The 22,912-nt window shown below is 68.4% G+C and carries 25 protein-coding genes; 13 read left to right on the top strand and 12 right to left on the bottom strand.

Translation table 11 applies throughout. The features are described 5' to 3' along the window. The first annotated feature begins 90 nt into the window (after positions 1 to 90). From ACW7GZ_RS05435 to ACW7GZ_RS05420, 4 genes are all read left to right on the top strand, one after another. On the top strand, positions 91 to 732 hold the full coding sequence (locus ACW7GZ_RS05435) for a DUF2799 domain-containing protein (RefSeq protein WP_457008244.1): 642 nt from the start codon (positions 91 to 93) through the stop codon (positions 730 to 732). 80 nt (positions 733 to 812) lie between these two features. Then, positions 813 to 1,031 (top strand): hypothetical protein, encoded by a 219-nt coding sequence (locus ACW7GZ_RS05430; RefSeq protein ID WP_457003449.1) that lies wholly within the window; start codon positions 813 to 815, stop codon positions 1,029 to 1,031. Between the two features lie 36 nt (positions 1,032 to 1,067). After that, positions 1,068 to 3,581, top strand: coding sequence for a diguanylate cyclase (locus tag ACW7GZ_RS05425; RefSeq protein ID WP_457008243.1), 2,514 nt, complete (start codon positions 1,068 to 1,070; stop codon positions 3,579 to 3,581). Positions 3,582 to 3,906: 325 nt separating this feature from the next. Further along, positions 3,907 to 4,806 carry an acyltransferase gene (locus tag ACW7GZ_RS05420; RefSeq protein ID WP_457003453.1) on the top strand — a complete coding sequence of 300 codons (900 nt, stop codon included), beginning with the start codon at positions 3,907 to 3,909 and terminating at the stop codon, positions 4,804 to 4,806. Between the two features lie 7 nt (positions 4,807 to 4,813). Here the strand turns inward: ACW7GZ_RS05420 and ACW7GZ_RS05415 are convergent, their stop codons facing one another. Together ACW7GZ_RS05415 and ACW7GZ_RS05410 are read right to left on the bottom strand one after the other, a co-directional pair. After that, on the bottom strand, positions 4,814 to 4,957 hold the full coding sequence (locus tag ACW7GZ_RS05415) for a hypothetical protein (RefSeq protein ID WP_457003455.1): 144 nt from the start codon (positions 4,955 to 4,957) through the stop codon (positions 4,814 to 4,816). 43 nt (positions 4,958 to 5,000) lie between these two features. Next, positions 5,001 to 5,339: a YkgJ family cysteine cluster protein gene (locus ACW7GZ_RS05410; RefSeq protein ID WP_457003457.1), complete on the bottom strand. Its 339-nt coding sequence runs from the start codon at positions 5,337 to 5,339 to the stop codon at positions 5,001 to 5,003. A gap of 142 nt (positions 5,340 to 5,481) precedes the next feature. Here ACW7GZ_RS05410 and ACW7GZ_RS05405 point away from each other — a divergent pair, with 142 nt between their 5' ends. From ACW7GZ_RS05405 to ACW7GZ_RS05375, 7 genes are all read left to right on the top strand, one after another. Then, complete coding sequence (locus tag ACW7GZ_RS05405; RefSeq protein WP_457008241.1) at positions 5,482 to 6,069, top strand: lipocalin family protein; 588 nt, start codon at positions 5,482 to 5,484, stop codon at positions 6,067 to 6,069. A 147-nt stretch (positions 6,070 to 6,216) separates the two neighbouring features. Continuing rightward, entirely contained in the window at positions 6,217 to 6,456 is a 240-nt protein-coding gene (locus ACW7GZ_RS05400) for a hypothetical protein (RefSeq protein WP_457003461.1), read from the top strand. A gap of 43 nt (positions 6,457 to 6,499) precedes the next feature. Continuing rightward, on the top strand, positions 6,500 to 7,051 hold the full coding sequence (locus tag ACW7GZ_RS05395; protein ID WP_457003462.1) for a YaeQ family protein: 552 nt from the start codon (positions 6,500 to 6,502) through the stop codon (positions 7,049 to 7,051). 78 nt (positions 7,052 to 7,129) lie between these two features. Beyond that, positions 7,130 to 7,660, top strand: coding sequence for a hypothetical protein (locus tag ACW7GZ_RS05390; protein WP_457003464.1), 531 nt, complete (start codon positions 7,130 to 7,132; stop codon positions 7,658 to 7,660). Positions 7,661 to 7,823: 163 nt separating this feature from the next. Continuing rightward, the gene (locus ACW7GZ_RS05385) at positions 7,824 to 8,675 is read left to right on the top strand and encodes a DODA-type extradiol aromatic ring-opening family dioxygenase (RefSeq protein WP_457008239.1); all 852 of its coding nucleotides are present in this window, start codon (positions 7,824 to 7,826) and stop codon (positions 8,673 to 8,675) included. A gap of 37 nt (positions 8,676 to 8,712) precedes the next feature. After that, positions 8,713 to 9,657 carry an aldo/keto reductase gene (locus ACW7GZ_RS05380; RefSeq protein WP_457003976.1) on the top strand — a complete coding sequence of 315 codons (945 nt, stop codon included), beginning with the start codon at positions 8,713 to 8,715 and terminating at the stop codon, positions 9,655 to 9,657. A 143-nt stretch (positions 9,658 to 9,800) separates the two neighbouring features. Beyond that, positions 9,801 to 10,328: a cytochrome b gene (locus ACW7GZ_RS05375; RefSeq protein ID WP_457003468.1), complete on the top strand. Its 528-nt coding sequence runs from the start codon at positions 9,801 to 9,803 to the stop codon at positions 10,326 to 10,328. A 51-nt stretch (positions 10,329 to 10,379) separates the two neighbouring features. On the opposite strand, the gene ACW7GZ_RS05370 is transcribed toward ACW7GZ_RS05375, so the two are convergent. The 4 genes from ACW7GZ_RS05370 to ACW7GZ_RS05355 form a co-directional block, all read right to left on the bottom strand. Further along, positions 10,380 to 11,102: a DUF1428 domain-containing protein gene (locus ACW7GZ_RS05370; RefSeq protein ID WP_457008237.1), complete on the bottom strand. Its 723-nt coding sequence runs from the start codon at positions 11,100 to 11,102 to the stop codon at positions 10,380 to 10,382. Positions 11,103 to 11,227: 125 nt separating this feature from the next. Next, positions 11,228 to 12,295, bottom strand: a complete 1,068-nt coding sequence (locus tag ACW7GZ_RS05365) for an alpha/beta hydrolase (RefSeq protein ID WP_457008235.1) — start codon at positions 12,293 to 12,295, stop codon at positions 11,228 to 11,230. 166 nt (positions 12,296 to 12,461) lie between these two features. Beyond that, entirely contained in the window at positions 12,462 to 13,148 is a 687-nt protein-coding gene (azu, locus tag ACW7GZ_RS05360; RefSeq protein ID WP_457008233.1) for an azurin, read from the bottom strand. A gap of 49 nt (positions 13,149 to 13,197) precedes the next feature. Then, on the bottom strand, positions 13,198 to 13,470 hold the full coding sequence (locus ACW7GZ_RS05355; protein WP_457008231.1) for a DUF6522 family protein: 273 nt from the start codon (positions 13,468 to 13,470) through the stop codon (positions 13,198 to 13,200). 138 nt (positions 13,471 to 13,608) lie between these two features. Here ACW7GZ_RS05355 and sstT point away from each other — a divergent pair, with 138 nt between their 5' ends. After that, complete coding sequence (sstT, locus tag ACW7GZ_RS05350) at positions 13,609 to 14,895, top strand: serine/threonine transporter SstT (protein ID WP_457008229.1); 1,287 nt, start codon at positions 13,609 to 13,611, stop codon at positions 14,893 to 14,895. Between the two features lie 66 nt (positions 14,896 to 14,961). Here the strand turns inward: sstT and ACW7GZ_RS05345 are convergent, their stop codons facing one another. The 6 genes from ACW7GZ_RS05345 to ACW7GZ_RS05320 form a co-directional block, all read right to left on the bottom strand. After that, entirely contained in the window at positions 14,962 to 15,270 is a 309-nt protein-coding gene (locus tag ACW7GZ_RS05345; protein WP_457003478.1) for a hypothetical protein, read from the bottom strand. Between the two features lie 246 nt (positions 15,271 to 15,516). After that, the gene (locus tag ACW7GZ_RS05340) at positions 15,517 to 16,167 is read right to left on the bottom strand and encodes a class I SAM-dependent methyltransferase (RefSeq protein ID WP_457003480.1); all 651 of its coding nucleotides are present in this window, start codon (positions 16,165 to 16,167) and stop codon (positions 15,517 to 15,519) included. Positions 16,168 to 16,303: 136 nt separating this feature from the next. Further along, positions 16,304 to 17,983: an EAL domain-containing protein gene (locus tag ACW7GZ_RS05335; RefSeq protein WP_457008227.1), complete on the bottom strand. Its 1,680-nt coding sequence runs from the start codon at positions 17,981 to 17,983 to the stop codon at positions 16,304 to 16,306. A gap of 325 nt (positions 17,984 to 18,308) precedes the next feature. Next, complete coding sequence (locus ACW7GZ_RS05330; protein WP_457003484.1) at positions 18,309 to 18,860, bottom strand: peroxiredoxin; 552 nt, start codon at positions 18,858 to 18,860, stop codon at positions 18,309 to 18,311. 42 nt (positions 18,861 to 18,902) lie between these two features. Further along, on the bottom strand, positions 18,903 to 19,457 hold the full coding sequence (locus ACW7GZ_RS05325; RefSeq protein ID WP_457003486.1) for an NADPH-dependent FMN reductase: 555 nt from the start codon (positions 19,455 to 19,457) through the stop codon (positions 18,903 to 18,905). A 143-nt stretch (positions 19,458 to 19,600) separates the two neighbouring features. After that, positions 19,601 to 20,212: a mechanosensitive ion channel domain-containing protein gene (locus ACW7GZ_RS05320; protein ID WP_457008225.1), complete on the bottom strand. Its 612-nt coding sequence runs from the start codon at positions 20,210 to 20,212 to the stop codon at positions 19,601 to 19,603. Between the two features lie 192 nt (positions 20,213 to 20,404). Here ACW7GZ_RS05320 and ACW7GZ_RS05315 point away from each other — a divergent pair, with 192 nt between their 5' ends. Beyond that, a complete protein-coding gene (locus ACW7GZ_RS05315) occupies positions 20,405 to 22,534 on the top strand; it encodes a M13 family metallopeptidase (protein ID WP_457008223.1) in 2,130 nt (709 codons plus the stop codon). The last annotated feature ends 378 nt before the right edge of the window (positions 22,535 to 22,912 follow it).

Genomic DNA, 22,912 nt, shown 5'->3' with positions numbered 1-22,912 from the left:
TGATGGATGTCCGTTTCAATCCCCGGACATCGTCTATGGATGGTTGGGGAACCAGCCGCGGCTGTCCCATCGATAACCGGGGAGCGGTACATGCAGGGAATTGGACGTGTCGCGATGTGCGTGGTGCTGGCGCTGCTCTCGGGCTGCGCCACGATGACCCGGGATCAATGCATGGCGGGGAACTGGGAGCGGGTCGGTTACCAGGACGGTGCCGCCGGCCATGCGCCTTCGCGGCTGGCCAACCATGAAGCGGCCTGCATGGCCCATGGCGTCGGCGTGGACGCGCGCCTGTACCTGGCGGCGCGGGAACGCGGGCTGGAGGAGTACTGCACGCCGTACCGGGGCTTCGAGGCCGGAAGCAATGGCCGCAGCTATGCCGGCGTCTGTCCGGCCTACGCCGAGGCGGATTTCCTCGCCGGCTATGCCGATGGCCGCGTGGTCCACGACGCCCGGCAGTACGTCGAACGGGCACGTTCGGATATCTCGACGCAGGAAAACAGGATCCGCCAGCTGCGCAAGGACACCGACAAGACGCGCGACCGGATGGGTCGTGACGGGGTCTCCTCCGAGGAGCGCAAGGAACTCGAGCGGGAGCTCCGCCGGCTGCGCGACGACACGCGGCGTGCAGAGGATGAACTCGGGCATGCTCACCGCCGCCACGGCCTCGCCGAGCGTGACCTGGACCACGTCATGCGCAGGGTTCCGTCGGTATATCGCGGCGGGGGCTGGTAGCAGTCCAGCCATGGGTGTGCAACGGCCCTGTGTTAATGTCCGTCGCTTCGGGGTGGTGGCTGTTCAAAGGGAGAGGGGACATGTCCAAACTGCTTGAACTGATGAGGAACCTTGGCAGCGATGCCGCGCTGGCCATGGACTACGCCAAGGACCCGGGTACGGTGGTCAAGCGTGCCGGCCTGTCCGACGAAGAGTGCAAGGCGATGCTGGACTGCGACTATGCTGCAGTGCAGCGCCTGACAGGCCTGCAGGCCGGGCAGTTCGCCACCAACCACATCATCAAATCGTACGAAAAGTAGGCGTGCCGCCCTAGTCATCGCCCGTGCATGTACCGGTTGGTTTCCATCGCGTTCCTGTGGCTGGCCTTCAGCGCGCCGGCCTTTTCCGATGTGCTCGAAGCCGACGTCGCGGAGATCGAGCGGCTGGCGGTCACCGAGCACTGGGAGCAGTCCAACGCACGCATCCAGGGCCTTGCCCCGCGGATTGACGAACTCACGCCAGGGCAGCGCCAGCGCCTGGACTTCGTCCGCCTGCGCAACCTCGGACTGGCCGGCGACCAGGCGCCCGCGATCGAGGGCCTGGCCGACCTGCTGCAGCAGGAACTGGTGCCGCGACTGCGCATGCGCGTCTACATCACGGCCATCAGCATGGCGGCAAACGTCGAGGACTGGCCGCGGGCATTCGCCTGGCTGGGCGAGGGGCTCTCGTACTTGCCCGAGGCGCCCAGCGAGGCGGCCGGCCTGCTTGGCGTGGCCAGCTACCTGCACACCCTGGTCGGTGAAACCGGCAAGGCGCGCGAGTTGGCGCTGCGCGCGCTGGAAGTCGTCGAAACCGGGACCGACGCCCGCGCCCTGTGCCTGGCCCTGGCCGACATGGCGCTCGCCGAAGACCACGCGCACAACTTCCGCGAAGCCGAAACCTGGCGACGTCGCCAGATAGACGCCTGCACCCGCGCCGGCGAGCGGGTGTTCGTGGCCAACGGCAAATATGGGGTGGGCAAGATGCTGGCCGGCCAGGGCCGCCACGATGAGGCCCTGGACTGGGCGCGCGAGGCGCTGGCGGAATTCCAGGCCGCAGGCTTTGCCGCCGGTGCATGGAGTGCCAAGCTTGTGGTGGCGGAAAGCCTGATCGAGTCCAACCGGGGACTCGATCAGGCACAGGCGCTGCTCGGTGACACCCTCGACTATTACCGCAAGCAGGAGTCCCACTTCGCGATTGCCGAGACCGAGGGCCTGCTGGCCAGACTGGCGGAACAGCGCGGTGAGCTTGCCCAGGCGCTGGTCCACTTCAGGACTGCGATGGGGGCCTCGGAAGCCGCGGAGCGCGACGGTCGCGAGCGCCGGCTGGCGTACCTGCAGGTGGAGTTCGATACCCGCTTGAAGGAGCACCAGATCGCCCTGCTGGAAGCCGGGAGGGAGCTTGCGGCGGTGCAGGTCACCGCCACCAAGCGCACGCAACTGCTGCTTGCCGTGGGCATGGCCGGGTTGCTGGTCACGGCCATCCTGCTGTGGGGCCTGCTGCGCCGTTCCGCTCGTGAGCGCCGCCGCTACCGCTGGCAGTCGGAGCACGACAGCCTCACCCGGCTGTACAACTACCAGCAGATCCGCAAGCTCGGCGAAGCGGCGTTCGCGTCCGCCCGCAGCGCAAGGCGGCCGTTCACGGCGATCGTCGCCGACATCGACAGGTTCAAGCAGGTCAACGACAGCCACGGCCACGCGGCCGGGGACGAGGCGCTGCGTTCACTGGGGTGCTGGATCAGCGAGGTCGTGGGCGGGCAGGGCATCGCCGGACGCAGTGGCGGCGACGAATTCACTGTCCTGCTCGATGCCGACGCGAACGAAGCCGAAGCGCTGCTGCAGCGCCTGGGCGAGCGCATCGAGGCGATCACGGTGTTCGGGCAGACCTTCCGCTTCAACCTCAGCTCCGGGATCTGCCAGGACGACGGCCGCATCGATTCGCTGGAGCAGCTGATCCACCAGGCCGACCAGGCGCTGTACCGCGCCAAGCACGATGGCCGGGACCGGGTGGTGCGCACGGACATGGCCACGCCCTCCATGCCCGGCCTGGTGGTGGTCGGCAGCGGCATCGAGTTCGGGCGCCACGTCAGCGAACGCTGCCTGTCGGAGATCCGCGAAGCGCAGGTGGTGTTCTGCCTGACCGATCCCTTCGCGCTGGCGATGATCTCCAGCTTCCGCCCCGACGCCATCAACCTGGGTGCGCACTACCTGCCGGGCAAGGACCGGCGCGAGATCTATCGCGAGATCGACGCCGCGATCATGGCCGAGGTGCGCGCCGGCAAGCAGGTGTGCGCTGTGTTCTATGGCCACCCCGGCGTGTTCGCCGACGTGCCGCACGCGGTGATCCGCAAGGCGCGCGCCGAGGGCATCCCGGCGCGCATGGAGCCCGGCGTGTCCGCCGAGGCCTGCCTGTACGCGGACCTCGGCATCGACCCCGGCCGGCGTGGCGTGCAGTCGCTGGAAGCGACCCACTTCCTTGTCTACGACCGCACGCCCGACACTGCCGGCCTGGTGCTGCTGTGGCAGGTGGCACTGTCCGGGGACCTCAGCTGCACCCGCCTGCATGCGGAGCGCGAGGGGCTGCAGGCGCTGGTCGACAGGCTGCTGCGCTGGTACCCCGCGGACCACGAGGTGGTGCTGTACGAAGCGGCCCGGCTGCCGATCGAGCAGCCGCGGGTCGAGCGGCTGCGCCTGGCCGACCTGCCGGGGGCGCGCTACGAGGAATACACCACCCTGGTCATCCCACCGCTGGGCGAGCTGCGCGACGGCCAGGGTCTGGTCTGCGAGCACCACGTAGTGGCCGGGGACGCCCACAGCCGGCCGCGGGCCTAGCTCACCGCGACCTGCGTGGCTCCGCACCGTCGGCCAGCATGCCCGGCGCGATCCTGCATCGGATCGCGGGCCTGTCGTGCCGGGATGCCACGCCGTGCTTTGCGCGTGGAACTCCGGGACGCAAGATAGACTTCGCTGGTGAACAGGCAACCACACGGGCGAATCGAATTGGACTCCAGGACAGCAGGCATTCCGGGCGTGGCCCACGGATCGGAAACGGGACAATGACGGGCAGCAGGGCAGTGCCGTTGGAGGCGGTTCGGGCGTCGGCAACCACCGGATGGACGGCGATGCCGGCGGCCGCGGGTGGCAAGGAGGTGTTTCGATGATCCACACGCTGCGCGCGGGCTTGATCCTGTTGCTGATCGTCCTCAACACCCTGCTGCATGCGCTGCCGCTGCTGATGGTGGCCCTGTTCAAGGCGCTGTTGCCCATCGCTCGCGTGCGGCGGGGCTGCAACCGGATGCTTGCCGTCCTGGCGGAAAGCTGGATCGGTGCCAACTCCGCGATGATCGACCGGTTTACCGGTACCCGCGTCCACCTGCAGCTGCAGGGCGAAGCGGCGCTGCATGCCGACGGACACTACCTGGTGCTCGCCAACCACCAGAGCTGGGTGGACATCGTGGTGTTGCAGAAGGTGTTCAACCGGCGCATCCCGCTGCTGAGGTTCTTCCTCAAACGGCAGCTGTTCTGGGTGCCGGTGCTCGGCCTCGCGTGGTGGGCGTTGGATTTTCCATTCATGGGCCGCTATACCCGGCGCGAGATCGCGAAGAATCCAGAGCTCGGCAAGCGCGACATGGAAGCCACGCGACGCGCTTGCGATAAATTCCGGGCGATGCCGGTCGCGGTGATGAACTTCGTGGAAGGCACGCGGTTCACGGTGGAGAAGCATGCCGTGCAGTCATCGCCCTACGCGCACCTGCTCAAGCCGAAGTCCGGGGGCGTGGCCTTCGTGATCGATGCGATGGGAGATGCGCTGCACGCGGTGCTGGACGTCACCATCGCCTATCCCGCCGGACGCCCGACCATGGTCGACCTCATGGCGGGGCGGATCCCCGAAGTGCGCGTACTGGTGCGGCAGCGGCCGATCCCGACCGAGGTGATGGGGGGGCGCTACCAGGATGATCGAGCCGTCCGCGCCCGTTTCCAGCAATGGATGAACGGGCTGTGGCAGGACAAGGATGCCGACATGCAGCGCCTGCTGGAGCCCGACGGGCGCAGCTGAGGCGGCTTTATTCGCCGGGCGGCGGTGCAGGCTCGGCAGCGGCCTTGGCGGCTTCGCGCTCGGCGCGCTTCTTGGCGTCCTTCTCGTCCTGCTTCTTCTTCTTCGCGAGCTCGCGCTGGCGCTTTTCAAATGAGTAATTGGGCTTGGCCATGGGTCACCGGTCAGTTATGGAAGCCCCAGTGTAACGCCCCGGGTCAGAACATCTGCAGCGGGATCCCGCGCGCGTTGCGGTCGGCGTAGTCTTCACGCACCGCGCGACAGTAGGGGCCGCCCATTGGAAAGCGGCGGCAGACGTCCGGGCGGGACTCGTAGATCGAGCAGCCGCCCCCGGCCGGATCAACCGCAACGCACCAGCCGAATTCGTCGCGCGCCATCACGTGAAGCCCGGCAGCGGTGTAGTCGGTGAGGTGTTCGGCGACCCTGTCACCCGCCTGCAGCACGACCGTCATTCGACAGCAGACGGCATCGCAGGATGCGCAATCGATCGCGCCGCCCGCGGGTTCCGGCGTCCCGGTCTGGATACTGGAGGGCATGGATTCGCACGCTCAGGGAACTCCATCTTAGCGTGCGACGCATGAACGGCCGCGGCTCGGTGCCGCCTGACCCTCACGTCTCCGTGCCGTGCTCCATGCCGGAATTGTCCCGAACGATCCCCACCTTGCTATGGAGCCATGCATGATTGCCGCACGTCCGCTTTCCGTTTTGTCCGTGATCCTTGCCGCCGCTCTGGTTCCTGCGACAGCCGCCCATGCGCAGACCGGTCCCGGGAGTCGCCTGAACATTGCCGTGGACGCCGTCGACCTGGAGCGCTACGCCGGCACGTGGTACGAACAGATGCGGCTGCCGATGTCGTTCCAGCGCAAATGCGTGGGTGATACCACGGCGGAGTACGGCGGCAATCCGGACGGCACCATCAGCGTGGTCAACCGCTGCCGCACCGACGACGGCAGCTTCGAGGAGTCCCGGGGCATTGCACGCAAGGTGGATGGCAGCACCTCGATGCTCGAAGTGCGTTTTGCGCCGGCCTGGCTGTCGTGGCTGCCCGTGGCCTGGGGGGATTACTGGGTGATCGCGCTCGACCCCGAATACAAATGGGCCATGGTGGGTGCCCCCGATGCCGACTACCTCTGGATCCTGTCGCGCACGCCGAAGCTTGATGATGCGGTGCGTGACCGGTTGGTCACTCAGGCCAGCGACATGGGCTATCCGGTACAGGACCTGGTGGCGACACCCCAGCGCCAGGCCGGACCGCGGTCGAACTGATGGTTGACGCGCCTGGCGCCGCCCAGGCCAGGTACCGACCGGAGAGGGCGCAATCCGGACATGCTTGACCGGCATCAAGGAAGGCGGCGGGGGCGGCCGACATCATGGTTGGGCCGGGCGTGCCGGCACTTGCCTGAGGAGACCGCAATGCAGTTCGACCTGTCCGCCGGAAAGTTCGACGTCGCCATGCTCACCACCGCGCTTCGACCGCTTGATCCGGATGCGAAGATCACCCTCGACAGCGGCAGCGGGCGCCTGGACGTGGTGTCCGTCGCGAGCCAGGAGCAGATCCTGGAAGCCCTGAAGAAGGTCGGTTGCCAGGCCGAACCGGCGGTGCACGAACTGCACGTCAGCGGCGGCAGCACCTGCTGCGGCGGGTGCAGCTGAGCACACGGGTCTACAATCGCGCCTTTACTGAAATGGCGCGCACATGGCCCCCAATGCCACGATCTACCGGCTCGACCTCCAGGTCAGCGATATGGACCGGCACTATTACGCCGGCCACGCGCTGACGCTCGCCCAGCATCCGTCGGAAACACCGGTGCGGCTGATGGCGCGCGTGATGGCGTTTGCCCTGAACGCGCACGAAAAGCTGGAGTTCGGCCGCGGCCTCAGCAACGAGGAAGAACCCGACCTGTGGCGGCGCGACTATACCGGCGACATCGAGCACTGGATCGACCTCGGCCAACCCGATGAAAGCCGCATCCGCAAGGCCTGTGGCCGCGCCCGGGAAGTCACGGTGGTGAACTACGCCGGCGGCGCCGCCGAGGTCTGGTGGAGCAAGGTCGGGAGCGGCCTGTCGCGGCTGAAGAACCTGGCGGTGGTGGACCTGGATGCCGCAGCGGTGGAGGCGTCGGCCGACCTGCTGGAGCGCAGCATGAGCCTGACGGCGATGATTGAAGACGGCGAGCTGCAGCTGCTCGGTAGTCGTGGCACCGTCGCGATCAGGCCGCGCTGGCGGATGGGACAGCCAGGCGCCTGAGCGACGGGGCGCCGATCGCTCACGTGCGAAGGACGCGCGGTCTGGAATGATGAATGCCGGCCACCTGGAGCCTGCACCATGTCCGACAATCCAATCACCGGCGAAGTGTCGAACAGCAAGCTTGCGGCGGTGTTCGACACTGCTTCCGCGGCCCGCGACGCCGCGGCGGCGCTGGTCGCCGAAACCGGCCTGCAGCCAGCCCAGGTCAAGGTGATCGAACCCGGCGAGCCTGACGCGAACATCAAGCTTGAACCCGAAGGCCGCGGCATCTGGCACACGATCATCCTGGCGCACGTGCGCCTGGGCATCGCCGGCGCGGTCGCGGGTGCGCTCGCATTCGGCATCATGATGTGGATGGGCGTCCCCTTCGTGGCCCGCTCGCCGGTGGCCGCCGGCCTGGTGACGATCTCCTTCGGCGCGGTTGGCGGGCTGTTCCTGGGCGGCCTGGTGTCGATCCGGCCCGATCATGATCGCTATATACAGGCAACCCACGACGCGATGGATGCGCGGCGCACGACGGTGATCGTGCACGCCCTGTCCCGGGAGGAGCAGTCGCGCGCGAGCGAGTTCCTTTCCGGACGCGGTGCCGAGGTTACGAGCACGCTGTGAGCGGGGTGTCCGTGGTCGCCCCGTGCGGGCGATGGAACAGCGTGATCCCCCCAGTCGTGCCTCCAGTGCATTGGAGTTGGATCATAGTGGCCCCCACGCATTCCACGAGGGCTTTGACATGGGCCAGGCGCAAGCAGGCAGCGGACACGGATCCCGGATGCCCGTGCTGTTCGTTCCCCACGGAGCGGGTCCCTGCTTCTTCATGGAGTGGAGTCCCGCCGACACCTGGCAGCGCCTGGGCGCTTGGCTCAAGGGCGTTGCCGGAACCCTGCCGGCGCGGCCGCGTGCCATCGTCCTGGTCTCGGGCCACTGGCTGGAGCCGGAGTTCCGTCTTGGCGGCCACCCGCGCCCGCCGCTGATCTACGACTACAGCGGTTTCCCGCCGCACACCTACGAGCTGACATATCCGGCGCCCGGTGATCCGGAGCTGGCTGCAGGGGGGGCGCAGCTGCTGGAGCAGGGCGGCCTGGCGGCGGGCGTTGACGGCGAGCGCGGCTTCGACCACGGCGTCTTCATCCCCTTGAAGATGATGTTCCCCGATGCCGACATCCCCGTGGTGCAGCTGTCCCTGCGCCGCGACCTCGACCCGGCCGCACATATCGCCGCCGGTCGTGCGCTGGTGCCGCTGCGCGACCAGGGCGTGCTGGTGGTCGGCAGCGGGATGAGCTTCCACAACATGCGCGGCTATGGCGATCGGCGTTTCACGCCGATCTCCGCCGAGTTCGACGACTGGTTGACCGCCGCGGTGGAAAGCGCGCCGGCCGGCCGCGATGCGCTGCTTGCGGACTGGGCCCGGGCGCCCCATGCGCGCCTCTGCCATCCGCCCGGTGCTGAAGAACACCTGCTCCCGCTGCTGGTGGCCGCAGGCGCCGCGGGCAACTCCGAAGGCCGCAAGGCGTACTCGGAAAAAATCATGGAGACCACCATTTCCGCGTTCCGCTTCTCGCCGCAGGCCGATGCCGGCACCGGCGCCGCGCTGCGCGTCGAGGGCGGCATCGTGGAAAGCATCGCCTGAGAACACGGCGGACCCAACAGACTTCCAGGAGGAAGGAATCATGAAAAAACGTCAGCTTGGCCGTTCCGGCATTGAAATCGCGCCGCTGGTCTTCGGCGGCAACGTCTTCGGCTGGACCGCCGACGAGGCCCGCTCGTTCGCGCTGCTCGACCGTTTCGTCGAACAAGGCTTCAACGCCATCGACACCGCCGATGTCTACTCGGCCTGGGGGCCGGGTCTGTGCGGCGGCGAATCCGAAGCCGTCATCGGCAAATGGCTGGCCCGCCGCGGTCGCCGCGACGACGTGGTGCTGATGACCAAGGTCGGCAAATGGGAGCCGCGCAAGGGGCTGTCGGCGGACAATATCGCCGCGGCCGTGGACGATTCGCTCAAGCGGCTTGGTACCGATTACCTCGACGTCTATTTCGCCCACTTCGATGACCAGGACGTACCGCTGGAGGAAACCCTGGGCGCGTTCGCGAAGCTTGTCGAGGCCGGCAAGGTGCGCGCGCTGGGTGCATCCAACTACGACGCCGGCCGCCTGCGCGAGGCGCTGGCGATCTCGGAGGCGCAGGGCCTGCCACGCTACGAGGTGATGCAGCCGCTCTACAACCTGTACGACCGTGCCGCTTTCGAATCGGACCTGGCCGTCGTCGCCGACGAAAACCAGCTGGGCGTGGTGAGCTATTTCTCCCTGGCCAGCGGCTTCCTGAGCGGCAAGTACAAGGGGGTCGAGGACCTGCAGGGCAAGGCGCGTGCCGGCTTCCTGGAGGGCTATTTCGACGATCGCGGCCTGGAGCTGCTGGACGTGCTGCGCAAAGTCGCCACCGATGTCCGCGCCACGCCGGCGCAGGTCGCGCTTGCGTGGCTGATGGCGCAGCCGGCGGTCACCGCGCCGATCGCCAGCGCCACGAGCCTGGAGCAGCTTGACGAGCTGGCCGCCGCCGCCGGGCTTTCGCTTCCACAGGTGGCGCTCGCCGAGCTGGGGGCCGCCGGCCGCTGACGCAAATGCCGCCGTCAGGCCGCAATTCGCACGCACCCCGGGATGGCCGATGGCATCATGTCGTCGTCAACATACCGCCAGCGGGATCCGGACCGGCTGTCATTCCAGCGGCCGGTACTGTCCAGCCAGCCAGGGAGCAACAAGTGAGCAAAGACACCAAAGAGCGCTATGGCACCGTGTCCCGGGTCCTGCACTGGACGATGGCCGGCCTGATCTTCTGGCAGGCCCTCAAGCTGTTCGACCGCATCGACGATGGCGAACACTGGGTCGGGCAAACGCTGGTGCCATGGCACATCTCGATCGGCACGCTGTTGCTTCTGCTGGTGCTGCTCCGCATGGTGTGGACGGCGCGCAACTTCAGCAGCCGTCCCGAAGCGCCGCAGCCGCCGCTGCTCGGCTTCGTGGCCAAGGCCGGGCACGTGCTGCTTTACGTGGCGATGCTGCTGATGCCGCTCACCGGGATCAGCCTGATGATCGGCAACGGCTACGGGCTGACCGCTTTCGGCATCGAGCTCGCGGCGAGCGGTGAGGAGATTCCATGGCTCGCCACCATCGGCACCCTGCACCCGCCGATCGCCTGGCTGTTGCTGCTCATGATCATCGGCCATGGCGGCATGGCCCTGGTGCATCACTTCGTCAAGAAGGACGGCGTCCTGCGGCGCATGCTCTGACGCGTTGCACCCCGGGCCGGCACGCCGGCCCGGGGCTGCGGCACGCCTGCTTCAGTCGCCGGAATCGAACACCGGCTCGAAGCCCGCCCACATCATCCGCATGCCGTCGAACGGCATATCGGGCGTCTTGCTCCCGGCCGCCATTTCCGCTTCCATGGCCTTGGCCGCTGCGTCGCACGTAGCCTGGTCCGGCCAGGCGATCCAGCTGAACACCGGCACCTCGCCCTCGACTGCCTTGGCGGCGCGATAGAAGTCGGTGCGTTTGCCGTGCGGGACGTCTTCGCCCCACGCCTCGACCATGCCGAGCGCGCCGCCCTTGGCGAACATGTCCCAGCCTTGCTTCGCCATGTCGATGTACGCGGTCTTGTTCGCCGCCGGTACTGCAAGCACGAAACCCTGGTACCAGTCGGCGCCGGCCGGCTCACCCGGCTCGAACAGGGGCGCGAAGCCGCCGTAGACCATGCGGCTGCCGTCGAAGGGCATTTCGCCCATCTGCTGCATCGCCTCGTCGGTTTCCATCTTCTGCCAAGCGGAGTCGCAGGTCGCGCGGTCGGGCCATGTGATCCACGAAAACACGATGCTTTCGTCGTCCTCCGCATCCACTGCGCGATGGAAATCGGTGACCTTGCCCCTGGGCACGTCGACGCCCCAGGTTTCGATCATGCGGGTGGCGCCGTATTTCCGGAATACGGGCCACGTTGCTGTGGCGTGGTCGATGTAGTCCTGCTTGCGGGCAGTCGGGACGGCCGCGATCAAACCGGTGTAGTAGGTCATGGGCACCTCCGTGGGTCGCAGGGGGGGCAGGTGGCGGCCCGCCCTTGGGAGGTCCGAACATACGCCTGGCGGCGTCGCCATGCGACCACGCGCCCAGCCGTCCGTCGGCAGCACAACGGGCGGATTCAGTGGACGCTCGCGCTCCAGCTTGCGTCCCGCGCGCAGCCCGGGCCCTCGAACCAGTCCAGCACCACCGGCGCCAGCGCGTCGAGCCGCATCGGCAGGCTGAGGTGGTCTTCGCCCGGCATCTCGATGTAGCGGGCATGCGGGGCCGAGGCGGCAAGGGCGCGGCCATGCGCGACCGGCACGTGGCGGTCGGCGTCGCCGTGCACCAGCAGCGGGCAGGGCACGTCGGCGAGCGCGGCCACCACGTCGACGCCGCCGAGCGGAAGATCAAGGCGGGTACCGGCCTCGGCGATCGCAGCCTCCAGCACGGCGTCGCTCAGCCGCCATCGCATCCATTGCCGGGGCAGCCACGCCGACGGTGGGGCCGGGGCATCGCCGAGCATGTAGGGGACCATGTCGCGGATCGCGTCGTCGGCGATGGCGAAGGACTCCATCGCCACCACACTCTCTGCGCCGAGGCGCGGGTCCGCGCCGGCGAAGATCGCGGTGGCCGCGCCGTAGGACACGCCGAGCACGTGCAGCGGACCGGTGATCTCGCCGCGTTCGCGCAGTGCGGCGACCACGTCCACCACGTCGTCCGCCTCGCGCGTGCCGTAGCCCGACGGTGCGTCGCCCGAGCGGCCATGATTGCGCAGGTCGATGGCGATCGTCCGGTAGCCGGCCTCGCCCAGGCGCAGTGCCCAGGGCAGCATGGAATCGCCATGCATCATCCAGCCGTGGAGCAGCACCACGGTGCCGCGTGGTTCCGGTGCAGGGCTGGACGGCGCCAGGAAATCGAGGGTCGGGAAGGTGTCGGCCACCGTCGTGCCTTCGGGCCAGGACATGCGCAGGCGGTAGTCGCCGGGGTCGATCGCGCGCCAGAACACATCGACGCCGTCGCCCGTGGTGACGTGGCCGTCGCGGTCATGCAGGCGCGCGAGCGCAGCGTTGATCGGTCCAGGCGGGAGCAGCGATGACGTGCCGCCGGGCGCGACCAGCTGCGTGGCGAGGGCGTCCGCGATACCGGGCCAGAAGAAGCCTGCGATCAGCAGGCATGCGGTGGCGAGCAGTGCGGCCAAACGGATCATGAGGGACCGGTGGACTTTGGCCCTTCAGGCTATCGTCGCCTGGCGGCGCCTGCTACCGCATGGATATGACGCAGTGATGACAGTTGCCCGACCGTTCAGGCCGGGACTGCAGCGTCGGCGCCGGGCAACGCGCCGGGCGCGTCGGCCCGGCGCGGATGCGCGTGGTTCAGTTGACGCTGATCGTGCCCTTCATCAGCGCGGCGTGGCCGGGGAAGCTGCAGAAGAACTGGTAGGGGCCGCCGTCCTTGATCTTCGAGACGTCGAAGGTGACCGAAGTGCTTTCACCGCCGCCGATCATTTCGGTCGCGGCGATGATGCGGTCGTCGCCTGCCTTCAGGTAGCCCGCCGAGGCGCCGGCGGAGATCCCGTCGGCCGCGACGCCGGCCATGTCCGAGGATGCGGTCACGACCACGTTGTGGCCCATCGCGGCCTCAGGCAGCTGGCCGGTATGGGTGAGGTTGATGGTGAATTCGCTGCAAGTCGACGGCACGCTGATCGACGACAGGTTGAACTTCATCATGTCGTTGCCTTCGATGGCGACCGCGCAGCCGGAACTGCCGGCCGCCATGGCACCGGCATCGGCGGTGGCGTCAGTGGCGCTGTCAGCGGGGGTCGCGACGTCGCCGGTCTCCGCACCCTGGCCGTCACCGCCGTTGCCGGCCGAATCGCCAGAGTCGCCGGTGCCAGCCAGCGAGCCGGACGCCGGATCGACCTTGGCGTCTTCGTCGGCAGAGGCGGCTGGTGCCTGGGTCGGAGCGCTGGCGGCGGTGTCCTGTGACTGCGGGGACTCGCCGCCGCAGGCGGACAGGGCCAGGGCACAGGCGGCCGCGAGCAGGGAAGCGTGGAGTTTCATCTTGCACCTCATTGTGTGGGATCTGGTTGATGATGGACTGCAGTGTCCTTCAGCGTGCGTGAAGGGTGGCCTGCGAAGTGTGGTCGACGGGACGTCCCTCCGCATCCACCACCAGCCGCATCCGCCGGCCCTCGTGGTAGAAGCTGGCGCGGTAAAGGCCGGCGTCCTCGCCGGTACCGCGCTCGCAGAGCACGCGGATCTTGCGGGTGGACATCAGTTCGCGGAAGCGCTCCACGTCCAGGCCAAGACCCTGCGCCACCAGGGCGCCGTCGACTTCGATGTCAGGCTGGTCGGCAAGCTGAAGGGAGATGGCATCGCCCATGGTGTCCTCCATGCGTCGGAAACAGCCGTCAGGCTCCCATTGGCACGCAGCGTGCGCATTGACCTGGGTCAGACCGGCGCACTCGCGCCGCGGGACCCCTATCATGGCGCGCTGCCGCTTTCCGGAATCCTCGAGTCCATGTCCATCCTCCCGTCTTTCCTGCGCCGTCCGAGCCTGGTCACCCAGATCGTGATCGGCCTCGTGGCCGGCGTTGTGCTCGCCCTGGTCTCGCCCCGCGCGGGCGCGGCAGTGGGCCTGTTGGGGACGGTATTCGTGTCGGCGCTGAAGGCCGTGGCGCCGGTGCTGGTCCTTGTGCTGGTGGCCGCGTCGATCGCCAACCATCGCCAGGGACAGGACACGCGCATGCGACCCATCCTCGGGCTGTACCTGGCCGGCACCGCACTGGCGGCGCTGGTAGGCGTGTTGGCCAGCTTCCTGTTCCCGACCACGCTCAGGCTCGATGTGCCTGCCGACATTGCGCTCAGCGCGCCGGGCGGCTTCGGCGAGGTGCTGCGGACGCTGGTGCTGCAGGTGTTCGACAATCCCTTCAACGCGCTGGTCGACGCCAACTACATCGGCCTGCTGGCCTGGGGCGTCGTCACCGGCATGGCGCTGCGCCACGCCGGCGAAAACACGAAGCAGGTGCTGTCCGACTTCTCGGACGCGATCACGCGCGTGGTGCGCATGGTGATCCGGCTGGCACCGCTGGGCGTGTTCGGCATCGTCGCCTCGGTCCTCGCTGAAAGCGGGTTGGTGGCGCTGCTCGATTACGCGCACCTGCTTGCAGTGCTGCTCGGGGCGATGCTGTTCATGGCACTGCTGGCCAATCCGCTGATCGTGTTCGCGGTGACGCGGCGCAACCCCTATCCACTGGTGCTGCGCTGCTTGCGGGAGAGCGGGATCACGGCGTTCTTCACCCGCTCGTCGGCGGCCAACATCCCGATCAACCTGGAACTCTGCCGCAAGCTGGGGCTGCATCGTGAAACCTGTTCGATCGCGGTGCCGCTGGGCGCGACGGTCAACATGGCGGGCGCGGCGATCACGATTTCGGTGCTGTCGCTGGCCGCGGTGCACACGCTGGGCATCCCCGTGGACCTGCCAACGGCGCTGCTGCTGAGCATGGTCGCCGCGATCGGTGCCTGCGGCGCCTCGGGCGTGCCGGGTGGCTCACTGCTGCTGATTCCGCTGGCCTGCGGACTGTTCGGGATCAGCGCCGACATCGCGATGCAGGTGGTGGCGATCGGCTTCATCGTGGGGGTGGTCCAGGATTCGGCGGAGACGGCGCTGAACTCGTCCACCGACGTGGTGTTCATCGCTGCGGCCTGCGACGCGACTTCGGGCCGTGACGCGGTGGCCGGGGACGATGTCGACCCGGCCGCGATCATCGGTGGCGGCGTGGTTACGGGGAGCGGCCCGGACGCTTGATATGAAAGCGGCGCGCGAAAGTCGCGCGCCGCATGGTCCGACGGTCCGGGAGGCCGGATGGACCGGTCAGGACTTCTTGGCCTTCGCCACAGGTGCCGCCGGTGCCGGCGCCGCAGGCACAGCTGCCGTGGTCTTGCGGCTGGTCGTGCGCGAGGTATAGGGGCGCAGTGGTGTGTTGCCCAGCACCTCGATGCGCCCGCCGGACTTCTTGAACGAGGCAAGGTCGGCAGCGATGCGCTGGCTGGTCAGGTGCGCGGTCGTGCTGTTGGCGCGGCTGCTGGAGGTCCGGCGGAGCGGCGCGGAGGTCCTGGCGCGCGCGGGAGTGGCGGCGGTGGAAGCGGTGGCGGGGGTCTTCTGGGTGCTGCTGCGAGACATCTCGACTCCTGTCGTTTGTGGCCCGGCCAGCGCCGGCGGCGCTTGGCGGTGGACCGGCGGAGGGCGGTCGTGGGCAGTGGACGGCTTACTCCACGTGCTTGCTTGTGCACGCGCGACGGAGAAAGGACTGCCGGATCGGGACGCGACATACCATGACTGGACGCGAGTCCTTGCATCCATTATACAAATCCCACATTAACAAAGTGTTTGCAGGTACTTGACGCGCCCGTAACGCCGTGTCAGCCCTCAGCGCCGGAAATGCAGCAGGCGCCCGGTCTGGACACCGGCTGCATCGCCTTCCAGCGCCCCGCGCGATCGCGAGAGCGTGAAGCCCAGGGCGTCCAGCAGCCTGGCCAGCACTGCGCTGTTGCCGCGACCGGGGTCGGCGACCACGACCTCGGCGCGTTCGTGCGCATGCCGCTCCACGACCCCGGCGAGGAGGGCCGCGTGGTCCCGCTCGTACAGCACGTCGCTGGCGACAATCATGTCGAAGCTGCCCAGGGTCGGCAGTTCATTCTCCCAATCCAACTGCCGGTAATGCACGGCGGGCAGCTCGTTGAGCGCCGAGTTGTAGGCCAGGAAGGCTTCGGCGAGCGGGTGGATGTCGGACGCGACCACGTCGGCACCGCGGCGCTGCAGCACGAGGCTCGCGAGGCCGATGCCGCAGCCGGCCTCGAGGATGCGCTTGCCTTTGACAGGGAGCATGTCCATGGCCGTGGCCAGGAGGCGTCCCGACGGCCAGAGCTGGCCGAAATGGCTCCACTGGGCCGAGGAGATCCCCAGGCGCTCGCCGTGACCGTCCGGGTCCGCGAACTGCTGGCGATCGCTGAGCACGCGCAGGCGATAGCGATGGGCGCCGATCGCCACCGTGAGGGTGCGGGTGGAATAGCCGGGCACGGAGGCCTCCCGGGAGGGGCGTCGCTCCTTGCGGAGTCGTGCGCGAGGGAGGGTGCGTACCGGCCGGGGCCGATGCGCGCAGGGCACGCAGCTGGCCGCGGGCCTTCCCCAGCGTAGCAGGAAGCAACCCGTCGGCTCAGTCCTGCGCGCGCAGCAGTGCCAGGAATTCGGCGGGCGGCATGGGGCGGGCGATGACGAACCCCTGGCCGATGTCGCAGCCTGCCTCGAGGAGCCATCGCCGCGTGGCTTCGTCCTCGATGCCCTCGGCGGCCACGCTGGCGCCGAGTTCGTGGCCCAGGTCGATCGTGGCGCGGACGATCGCGCGGTCGGAGCGCGACGCCCGCAGCGCATGCACGAAGGAGCGATCGATCTTGAGCTCCTCCGGCGCCAGCCGGCGCAGGTTCAGCAGCGAAGAGTGGCCGGCGCCGAAGTCGTCGACGGAGATCCCGATCCCGTGCCTGCGGAGCCGCGGAAGGGCTTCGGCGACGCGTTCGGGTTCGCGCATCACTTCGGTTTCGGTGATTTCCAGCATCAGGCAATGGCCCTGTTCGCCACTGGCTTCGATGATCGCATCGACGAGGCGCGGATCGGCGAGGTCGTTGGCCGATACGTTGATCGCGATGTGCAGCGGGTCGCCGGTGTCGGGCCAGCTGTGGCACTTGGCGACGCCGTGGCGCACCAGGTAGAGGGTCATTTCGCCAATGGCGTGCGCCCGTTCCAGGATCGGCACGAAGTCATCCGGCGCCAGCGCTCCCAGGCGCGGGTGCTGCCAGCGCACCAGCAGTTCGGCGCCAAGCACCCGGCTGCTGCGAAGATCGATCTTTGGCTGCAGGGCGAAATCGAGCTCCTGCCTGGCGATCGCATCGCGCAGTTCGGCAAGGATCAGGGCGTCGTCGGTGCCCGGCACGCCGGCGGCCCTGGGGGCGATCGCGCGCCCGGTCGCCGGGCGCCTCCTGCGGCGCCAGGCGAACAGCACGATGCCGGCAACCAGCAGCGCGGCAAGCAAGGCGAATGCCGCGCGCGCGGGCAGGGCCGCCGGGGACGCAGCCGGGGAGGGCACCGCGTGTCGACGCGGTTCCCCACCGGTGGCGGCGGGATTGCCGAGCCATTCGATGTACAGGCGGTTCTGCTCCCCGTTCCTGCGCAGGCGTACAAGCGACTCGTTGAACCTGGCCACCAGCGCCGGCTGCCCGGGCCTGATTGCGAACACATACTTGCGCTCCAGCAGCGGCGGGCTGAGCGCGACGATGTCATGCAGGCCGGAGTGCTGGATCGCGTAATAGCCGATGCCGGTGGGCACCAGGGCGTAGTCGACCTGGCCACTCGTGACAAGCGCCAGCGTTTCGGACTCGTTGTCGATGGCGACCAGCCTGACGCCGGGGCGGGCGAGTTCGCGCATCGTCTCCCATGCCAGGCCGGCGTGCTGCACTGCCACCCGAACGTTGGCAAGCGTCTCCAGCGAGGTGACGGTCGGGGTTTCGTACTGCCCGAACAGGGCATGGTGACGGAGCAGGATCGGCTCGCTCAGTCCATACCGGCGCTCGCGCTCCGCCGACCAGAACATCGGCACGACATCGAGTTCACCGCGCGACAAGCGCTCGAGCGCAGTGTCCCATTCCCCGAGTTCGAACACCGGATCAAAGCCCAGGTCGGCGGCGATCCCGCGGGCGAGCTCGACGTCGAAGCCGTCGGCCCGACCGTTGGCGTCGATGAAGTGATAGGGCGGGTAGTCGGCGTCGCCGCCGAAACGCAGGCTGTTGCGGGAGGCGTCGTTGTTGGTGGAGGTATCGGCTGCAGCGGGAGCAGCGATGGCCAACGTGACTGCAAGCGTCGCTGCCGCCACCGCCAGCCGTACCGCGTGAACCCGTCTTCCGCCCCGGCCTTCCGTTTCCATCCTTCCCGTCCGGTGGCCACCTGCATGGACTATTAGCACGTTGCCGCGCGGTTTTGGGAGGCCGGACACGCTTCACGCTCTCCGCATGCGGACAAAAATGACCTTTTCGATCACCGCGGTGTGCGTTCCGGCCACGATGCCGGCGGTGGCGGTCGTGCCTCCCGGCGTGACGATCCCGGTCGCGGCGTTGGTGGTCGTGGGGCAGTGGCCGCTGCGGCGTCGCGGCCGCTGTGGTCAGCTTGCGTGTTCAGCCGCCGGCGTCGCCGGGGATGCTTTCGAGCATGTGCTTGACGTGCTGCGCGGGATTCATGTCCGAATGCACGGCAAGGATGCGGCCGTCGCTGCCAATCAGGTAGGAGGTGCGGCTGGACATCTCCGGCTTGCGCTCGAGCGCCGCGTGGTAATCCGCGGCGATCTTCGCGCCCTCGTCGGCGGCCACCGGGAATTTCCCGGCGCAGGTCGCCTTGTCGGCGGAAAATTCGCGCAGCTGCCCGGTGTTGCCTGCAGTCACGCCGATCACGGAAACGCCGCGCGCCTTGAAGTCATCGACGGCCTGCGAGAACAGCGAAGCCTCGATGTTGCAGCCCGGAGTGTTCGCGGCCGGGAAGAAGTACAGCACCACCGGCCCGTCGCGCAGGGCATCGGCGAGCGAGTATTCGAAGGCTTCGCCGGCAAGCCACGCTGGTGCGGTGAAGTCGGGTGCCGCGTCCCCGGGCTGGAGCGTGGCGCGCGCCTGTGGTGAACAGGCCGATGCCACGGCGAGGGCGGCGAGTACGATGCTGCGCTTGATGGGGTGCATTGAAGGCTCCAGGGTTGCGGCGATTCCAGCGGCGGGCACGCTTCAGCGTGGCACCAGCCGGGCGACCAGATCGACAAAGCCGTCGACGTAGGCCTGCAGGAAGGCACGGGTGTCGGCGCTGGCGAAGTCACCGTCAGCGCCGATGAGGTCGGGTTTGAACTGGATGTAGGCTTCGCCGCCCTGGACCACCGCACCGAGGATGCCGAGGATCTGGCGCAGGTGCTGCTGGCCCACCGCGGTGCCGATCGCCCCCGGCGTGGTGCCTGTGATCGAGGCCGGCTTGCCGCGCCAGACGTTCCTGTCCATCGGCTTGGAGCCCCAGTCGATGGCGTTCTTCAATACCGCCGGCAGCGAGCGATTGTGTTCGGGCATGACCACGGCGATGGCATCGGCGGCGGCGACTTCATCGGTGAAGCGGGCCACTTCGGCCGGGCGCGCGCCTTCCAGGTCCATGTTGTACATCGGCAGGTCGTCGATGCGTGGCCAGCTGACTTCAAAGGTATCGGGCAGCAGCCGGGCCATGGCTTCGGCAAGCTTGCGGTTGATGGAGTCGCGGCGATTGCTGCCGACGATGATGGCGAGACGGTACTTGGCCATGGCGGGTGTCCTTGGGGATGGATGGAAGCGTCTGTCGGCCAGCGTAGGGGCAGGCGCGCCGGTTGGAAGCATGGCTGGCCGCAACGATGCGTTGCGGGACGGGCGCGCGGCGTGATGGCCGTCCGCGCGGGTCCAGGGCGGTCTCAGACGTCCAGGATCTGCCCGGGCCGCTTGCGCGCCTGCAGTGCCAGGCGCCGGTCCTCGGCGCTGCGCCAGCGGCGTACGCTGCGCTGGAAGAACAGGCTGTTGGGCACGCGCAGCACGCTGCCGCGCGGCTCGCCGGCGTCGTCGGTTTCCTGCAGCGTGGTGTAGACGAGGTTGATGTCGGTGACCCGACCGCCGAGCCCCGGCTTGTCGCCACTTTCGAGGAGTTCGACGTGGTCGTGCAGCCGGAACGGGCGCGTGGCCAGGATCAGCATCGTGCAGAAGATGTTCGACAGCACGCTCCATGCGGCGAAGAAGGCCACCGCCGCCACCGCGGCAAACCCGGTGAACGCCGTCCACAGCACCGTGCCGGATACGCCAAGCCGCTGCAGCACGAGCAGCACGGCCGCGGCCGAAATCAGGAAGGTGACCACGCGCTGCGATCCGATCACCAGCTCCTGCGGCGCGTCATAGCGCTTCCAGACCCGATCGCCGATGCGGCGCGCGAGCAGGCGCAGCAGCCAGGCCCCGAGGATGATCAGCGCCACCTGCCCGAACGGCACGATCACGCCCAGCCATTCCTGGACCCACACAGGCAATTGCTCCCTCATCACGGCTCCCTGACGGCACCATGCCGGCGTGGTCGCGATTGTCCCAGATCGCGCGGTCGGGGCGGGCAGCACGATGGCTGCCCCGACCGGGTCGGCTGCCTGATCGCAGGCGACCCGGCGGTGTTGGGTATGCTTGCAGGGTTGGCGTCCGCACGGCGCCCATCCATCGCATCCAGTCCGGAGATTTCCAACTTGAAGATCAGCCTTCTCACCGCGGCGACCGCGCTCGCGCTGTCGCTTGCCGCCCCCGTATCCGCCCATGACGTCCGCGCCGCGGCCGACTGCATCGACATCGCCTGCGACGCCAGCCTGCTGTTCGAAGCGGACGACTCCGCCGCTGGTGCCGGCGACACCGTGGCTGCCACGCGCTACGGCACCTGGGGCATCGACACCGCGGGCATGGACCGGGACGTGCAGCCGGGCGCCGACTTCTTCCGCTACGTCAGCGGCACCTGGGCGGACAACACCGAAATCCCTTCCGACAAGTCGATGTACGGCTCGTTCCTGGTCCTGCGCGACCTGTCCGAGGCGCGCGTGCGCGGCCTGGTGGACGGCTATGCCGCGCTCGGCGACGCCGCCACCGGCGACACCGCCAAGGTCGCGACCCTCTACCGCAGTTTCATGGACGAGGCCACGATCGAAGCCCTGGGCGCCGCCCCGCTGGCACCGCACCTCGACGCTGTCCGCGCAGCGGCCGACAAGGATGCGCTGGCCGATCTGATGGGCCGCGCGGCCGGCGGTCCGGGCGCGACCCTGTTCCGCGTGGGCGTCTCCGACGACCAGCGCGATCCCGATCGCTACACCCTGTACATGAGCCAGTCCGGCCTCGGCCTTGGCGATCGCCAGATGTACCTGGACGAGAAGTTCGAGCCGCAGCGCGAGCGCTACGTCGCCTACATCGCCCAGCTGCTGGAACTGGCCGGCTGGGACCAGGCGCAGGCGAACGCGCAGCGCGTGTTCGACTTCGAGAAGGCGGTGGCCGAAGCGCACTGGACCCGCGCCGAAAGCCGCGACCGCAGCCGCACCTACAACCCGGTCGAGCGCGCCGCGTTCGCGACCACCGCACCGGGCTTCCCCTGGGAGCGTTATTTCGCCGCGTCCGGTGTCGGCGATGCGCCGCGCGCCGTGGTCCGCCAGGGCACGGCGATCCCGAAGCTGGCTGCGATCTTCGCCGGGGCCGACCTCGATACGCTGAAGGCCTGGCAGGCCTTCCACGTCACCGACCAGGCCGCGCCGCTGCTGTCGAAGGACTTCGTCGACGCGCACTTCGACTTCCGCTCGAAGTTCCTCTCCGGCCAGCCCGAGCAGCGCGAGCGCTGGAAGCGCGGCGTGGCCCACGCCGAGGGCGCGATGGGCGAGGCGATCGGTCGCGACTACGTGGCGCAGTACTTCCCGCCGGACGCCAAGGCCAAGATGGACGACTTGGTGGCCAACGTGAAGGCGGCCATGGGCGCGCGCCTGGACCAGCTGGAATGGATGGGCGAGGACACCAAGAAGGAAGCCCGCGCCAAGCTGGCCGGCTTCGGCCTGAAGATCGGCCACCCGGAGGAGTGGCGCGACTACGCGGCGCTCGAGGTCAAGGACGGCGACGTGCTCGGCAATGCCCTGCGTTCGGCGGCGTTCGAATGGGATTACGACCGTGCGCGCATCGGCAAGCAGGTCGACAAGGCCGAGTGGGGCATGACCCCGCAGACGGTCAATGCGTACTACTCGTCGGTGAAGAACGAGATCGTGTTCCCGGCCGCCATCCTGCAACCACCGTTCTTCGATCCCGACGCCGATCCGGCGGTGAACTACGGCGGAATCGGCGGCGTGATCGGCCACGAGATCATCCACGGCTTCGACGACCAGGGCCGCAAGTCCGACGGCGCCGGCCTGCTGCGCGACTGGTGGACCGCCGACGACGCCGCCAAGTTCGAGGTCCAGGCCGCGAAGCTTGGCGCGCAGTACGAGGCCTACGAGTTCCCGCAGCTGCCGGGCATGCACATCAACGGCAAGGTGGCGATGGGCGAGAACATCGGTGACCTTGGCGGCCTGACGATCGCGCTGGAGGCCTACCGCCGTTCGCTAGACGGCACGGAGGCGCCGGTGATCGACGGCTTCAGCGGCGAACAGCGCTTCTTCATGGGCTGGTCGCAGGTCTGGCGCACGCTGTGGCGCGACGATGCACTGCGCCAGCAGCTGGTCAACGGCACGCATTCGCCGGGGCATATCCGTGCGTTCGCGCCGCTGCGTAACATCGATGCCTGGTACGAGGCATTTGGCGTGACCGATGCCGACGCGCTCTGGATCGCGCCCGAAGACCGGGTCCGCATCTGGTAAGCAGAAAAGAGGGGGCGGATTTCCGCCCCCTTTTCTTTGGTTCTTCTCCTGATTGAGGGAGAGATGTACAGCCGACCGGCGGAGTGGCTGGTTCTTCTCGAGGCTCCGGGTGATGACGTGACAGTTGGGGCTGGGAGCTGCTCCGTCCCGATGCGCGCTGCCCGTCCCGCACACAGGGGGTGTGCTCCCCCGGCCTGTCCGCGTCCTGCTCCCAAGGCCGGCCGCCGGCCATCCATGGCCGGCTGTCCGCACACCCCCTGCATCCACGGCGGGCAGCGCGCACCCTCCCGGAGCAATCACCCGCCCCCCTCAATCGGGAGAAGAACCTTTTCTTTGGCTCTTTGTCACGTCATCACCCCGGAGCCTCGATGAAGAACC

Source organism: Luteimonas sp. A537 (genome assembly GCF_054052065.1).
This window is presented reverse-complemented; position numbering and strand designations above follow the sequence as displayed.

Coding starts and splice junctions, on each gene's coding strand:
- ACW7GZ_RS05435 (WP_457008244.1), top strand. CDS start 91: ATGCAGGGAATTGGACGTGTCGCGATGTGCGTGGTGCTGGCGCTGCTC.
- ACW7GZ_RS05430 (WP_457003449.1), top strand. CDS start 813: ATGTCCAAACTGCTTGAACTGATGAGGAACCTTGGCAGCGATGCCGCG.
- ACW7GZ_RS05420 (WP_457003453.1), top strand. CDS start 3,907: ATGATCCACACGCTGCGCGCGGGCTTGATCCTGTTGCTGATCGTCCTC.
- ACW7GZ_RS05415 (WP_457003455.1), bottom strand. CDS start 4,957: ATGGCCAAGCCCAATTACTCATTTGAAAAGCGCCAGCGCGAGCTCGCG.
- ACW7GZ_RS05410 (WP_457003457.1), bottom strand. CDS start 5,339: ATGCCCTCCAGTATCCAGACCGGGACGCCGGAACCCGCGGGCGGCGCG.
- ACW7GZ_RS05405 (WP_457008241.1), top strand. CDS start 5,482: ATGATTGCCGCACGTCCGCTTTCCGTTTTGTCCGTGATCCTTGCCGCC.
- ACW7GZ_RS05400 (WP_457003461.1), top strand. CDS start 6,217: ATGCAGTTCGACCTGTCCGCCGGAAAGTTCGACGTCGCCATGCTCACC.
- ACW7GZ_RS05395 (WP_457003462.1), top strand. CDS start 6,500: ATGGCCCCCAATGCCACGATCTACCGGCTCGACCTCCAGGTCAGCGAT.
- ACW7GZ_RS05390 (WP_457003464.1), top strand. CDS start 7,130: ATGTCCGACAATCCAATCACCGGCGAAGTGTCGAACAGCAAGCTTGCG.
- ACW7GZ_RS05370 (WP_457008237.1), bottom strand. CDS start 11,102: ATGACCTACTACACCGGTTTGATCGCGGCCGTCCCGACTGCCCGCAAG.
- ACW7GZ_RS05365 (WP_457008235.1), bottom strand. CDS start 12,295: ATGATCCGTTTGGCCGCACTGCTCGCCACCGCATGCCTGCTGATCGCA.
- azu (WP_457008233.1), bottom strand. CDS start 13,148: ATGAAACTCCACGCTTCCCTGCTCGCGGCCGCCTGTGCCCTGGCCCTG.
- ACW7GZ_RS05355 (WP_457008231.1), bottom strand. CDS start 13,470: ATGGGCGATGCCATCTCCCTTCAGCTTGCCGACCAGCCTGACATCGAA.
- sstT (WP_457008229.1), top strand. CDS start 13,609: ATGTCCATCCTCCCGTCTTTCCTGCGCCGTCCGAGCCTGGTCACCCAG.
- ACW7GZ_RS05345 (WP_457003478.1), bottom strand. CDS start 15,270: ATGTCTCGCAGCAGCACCCAGAAGACCCCCGCCACCGCTTCCACCGCC.
- ACW7GZ_RS05330 (WP_457003484.1), bottom strand. CDS start 18,860: ATGCACCCCATCAAGCGCAGCATCGTACTCGCCGCCCTCGCCGTGGCA.
- ACW7GZ_RS05325 (WP_457003486.1), bottom strand. CDS start 19,457: ATGGCCAAGTACCGTCTCGCCATCATCGTCGGCAGCAATCGCCGCGAC.
- ACW7GZ_RS05320 (WP_457008225.1), bottom strand. CDS start 20,212: ATGAGGGAGCAATTGCCTGTGTGGGTCCAGGAATGGCTGGGCGTGATC.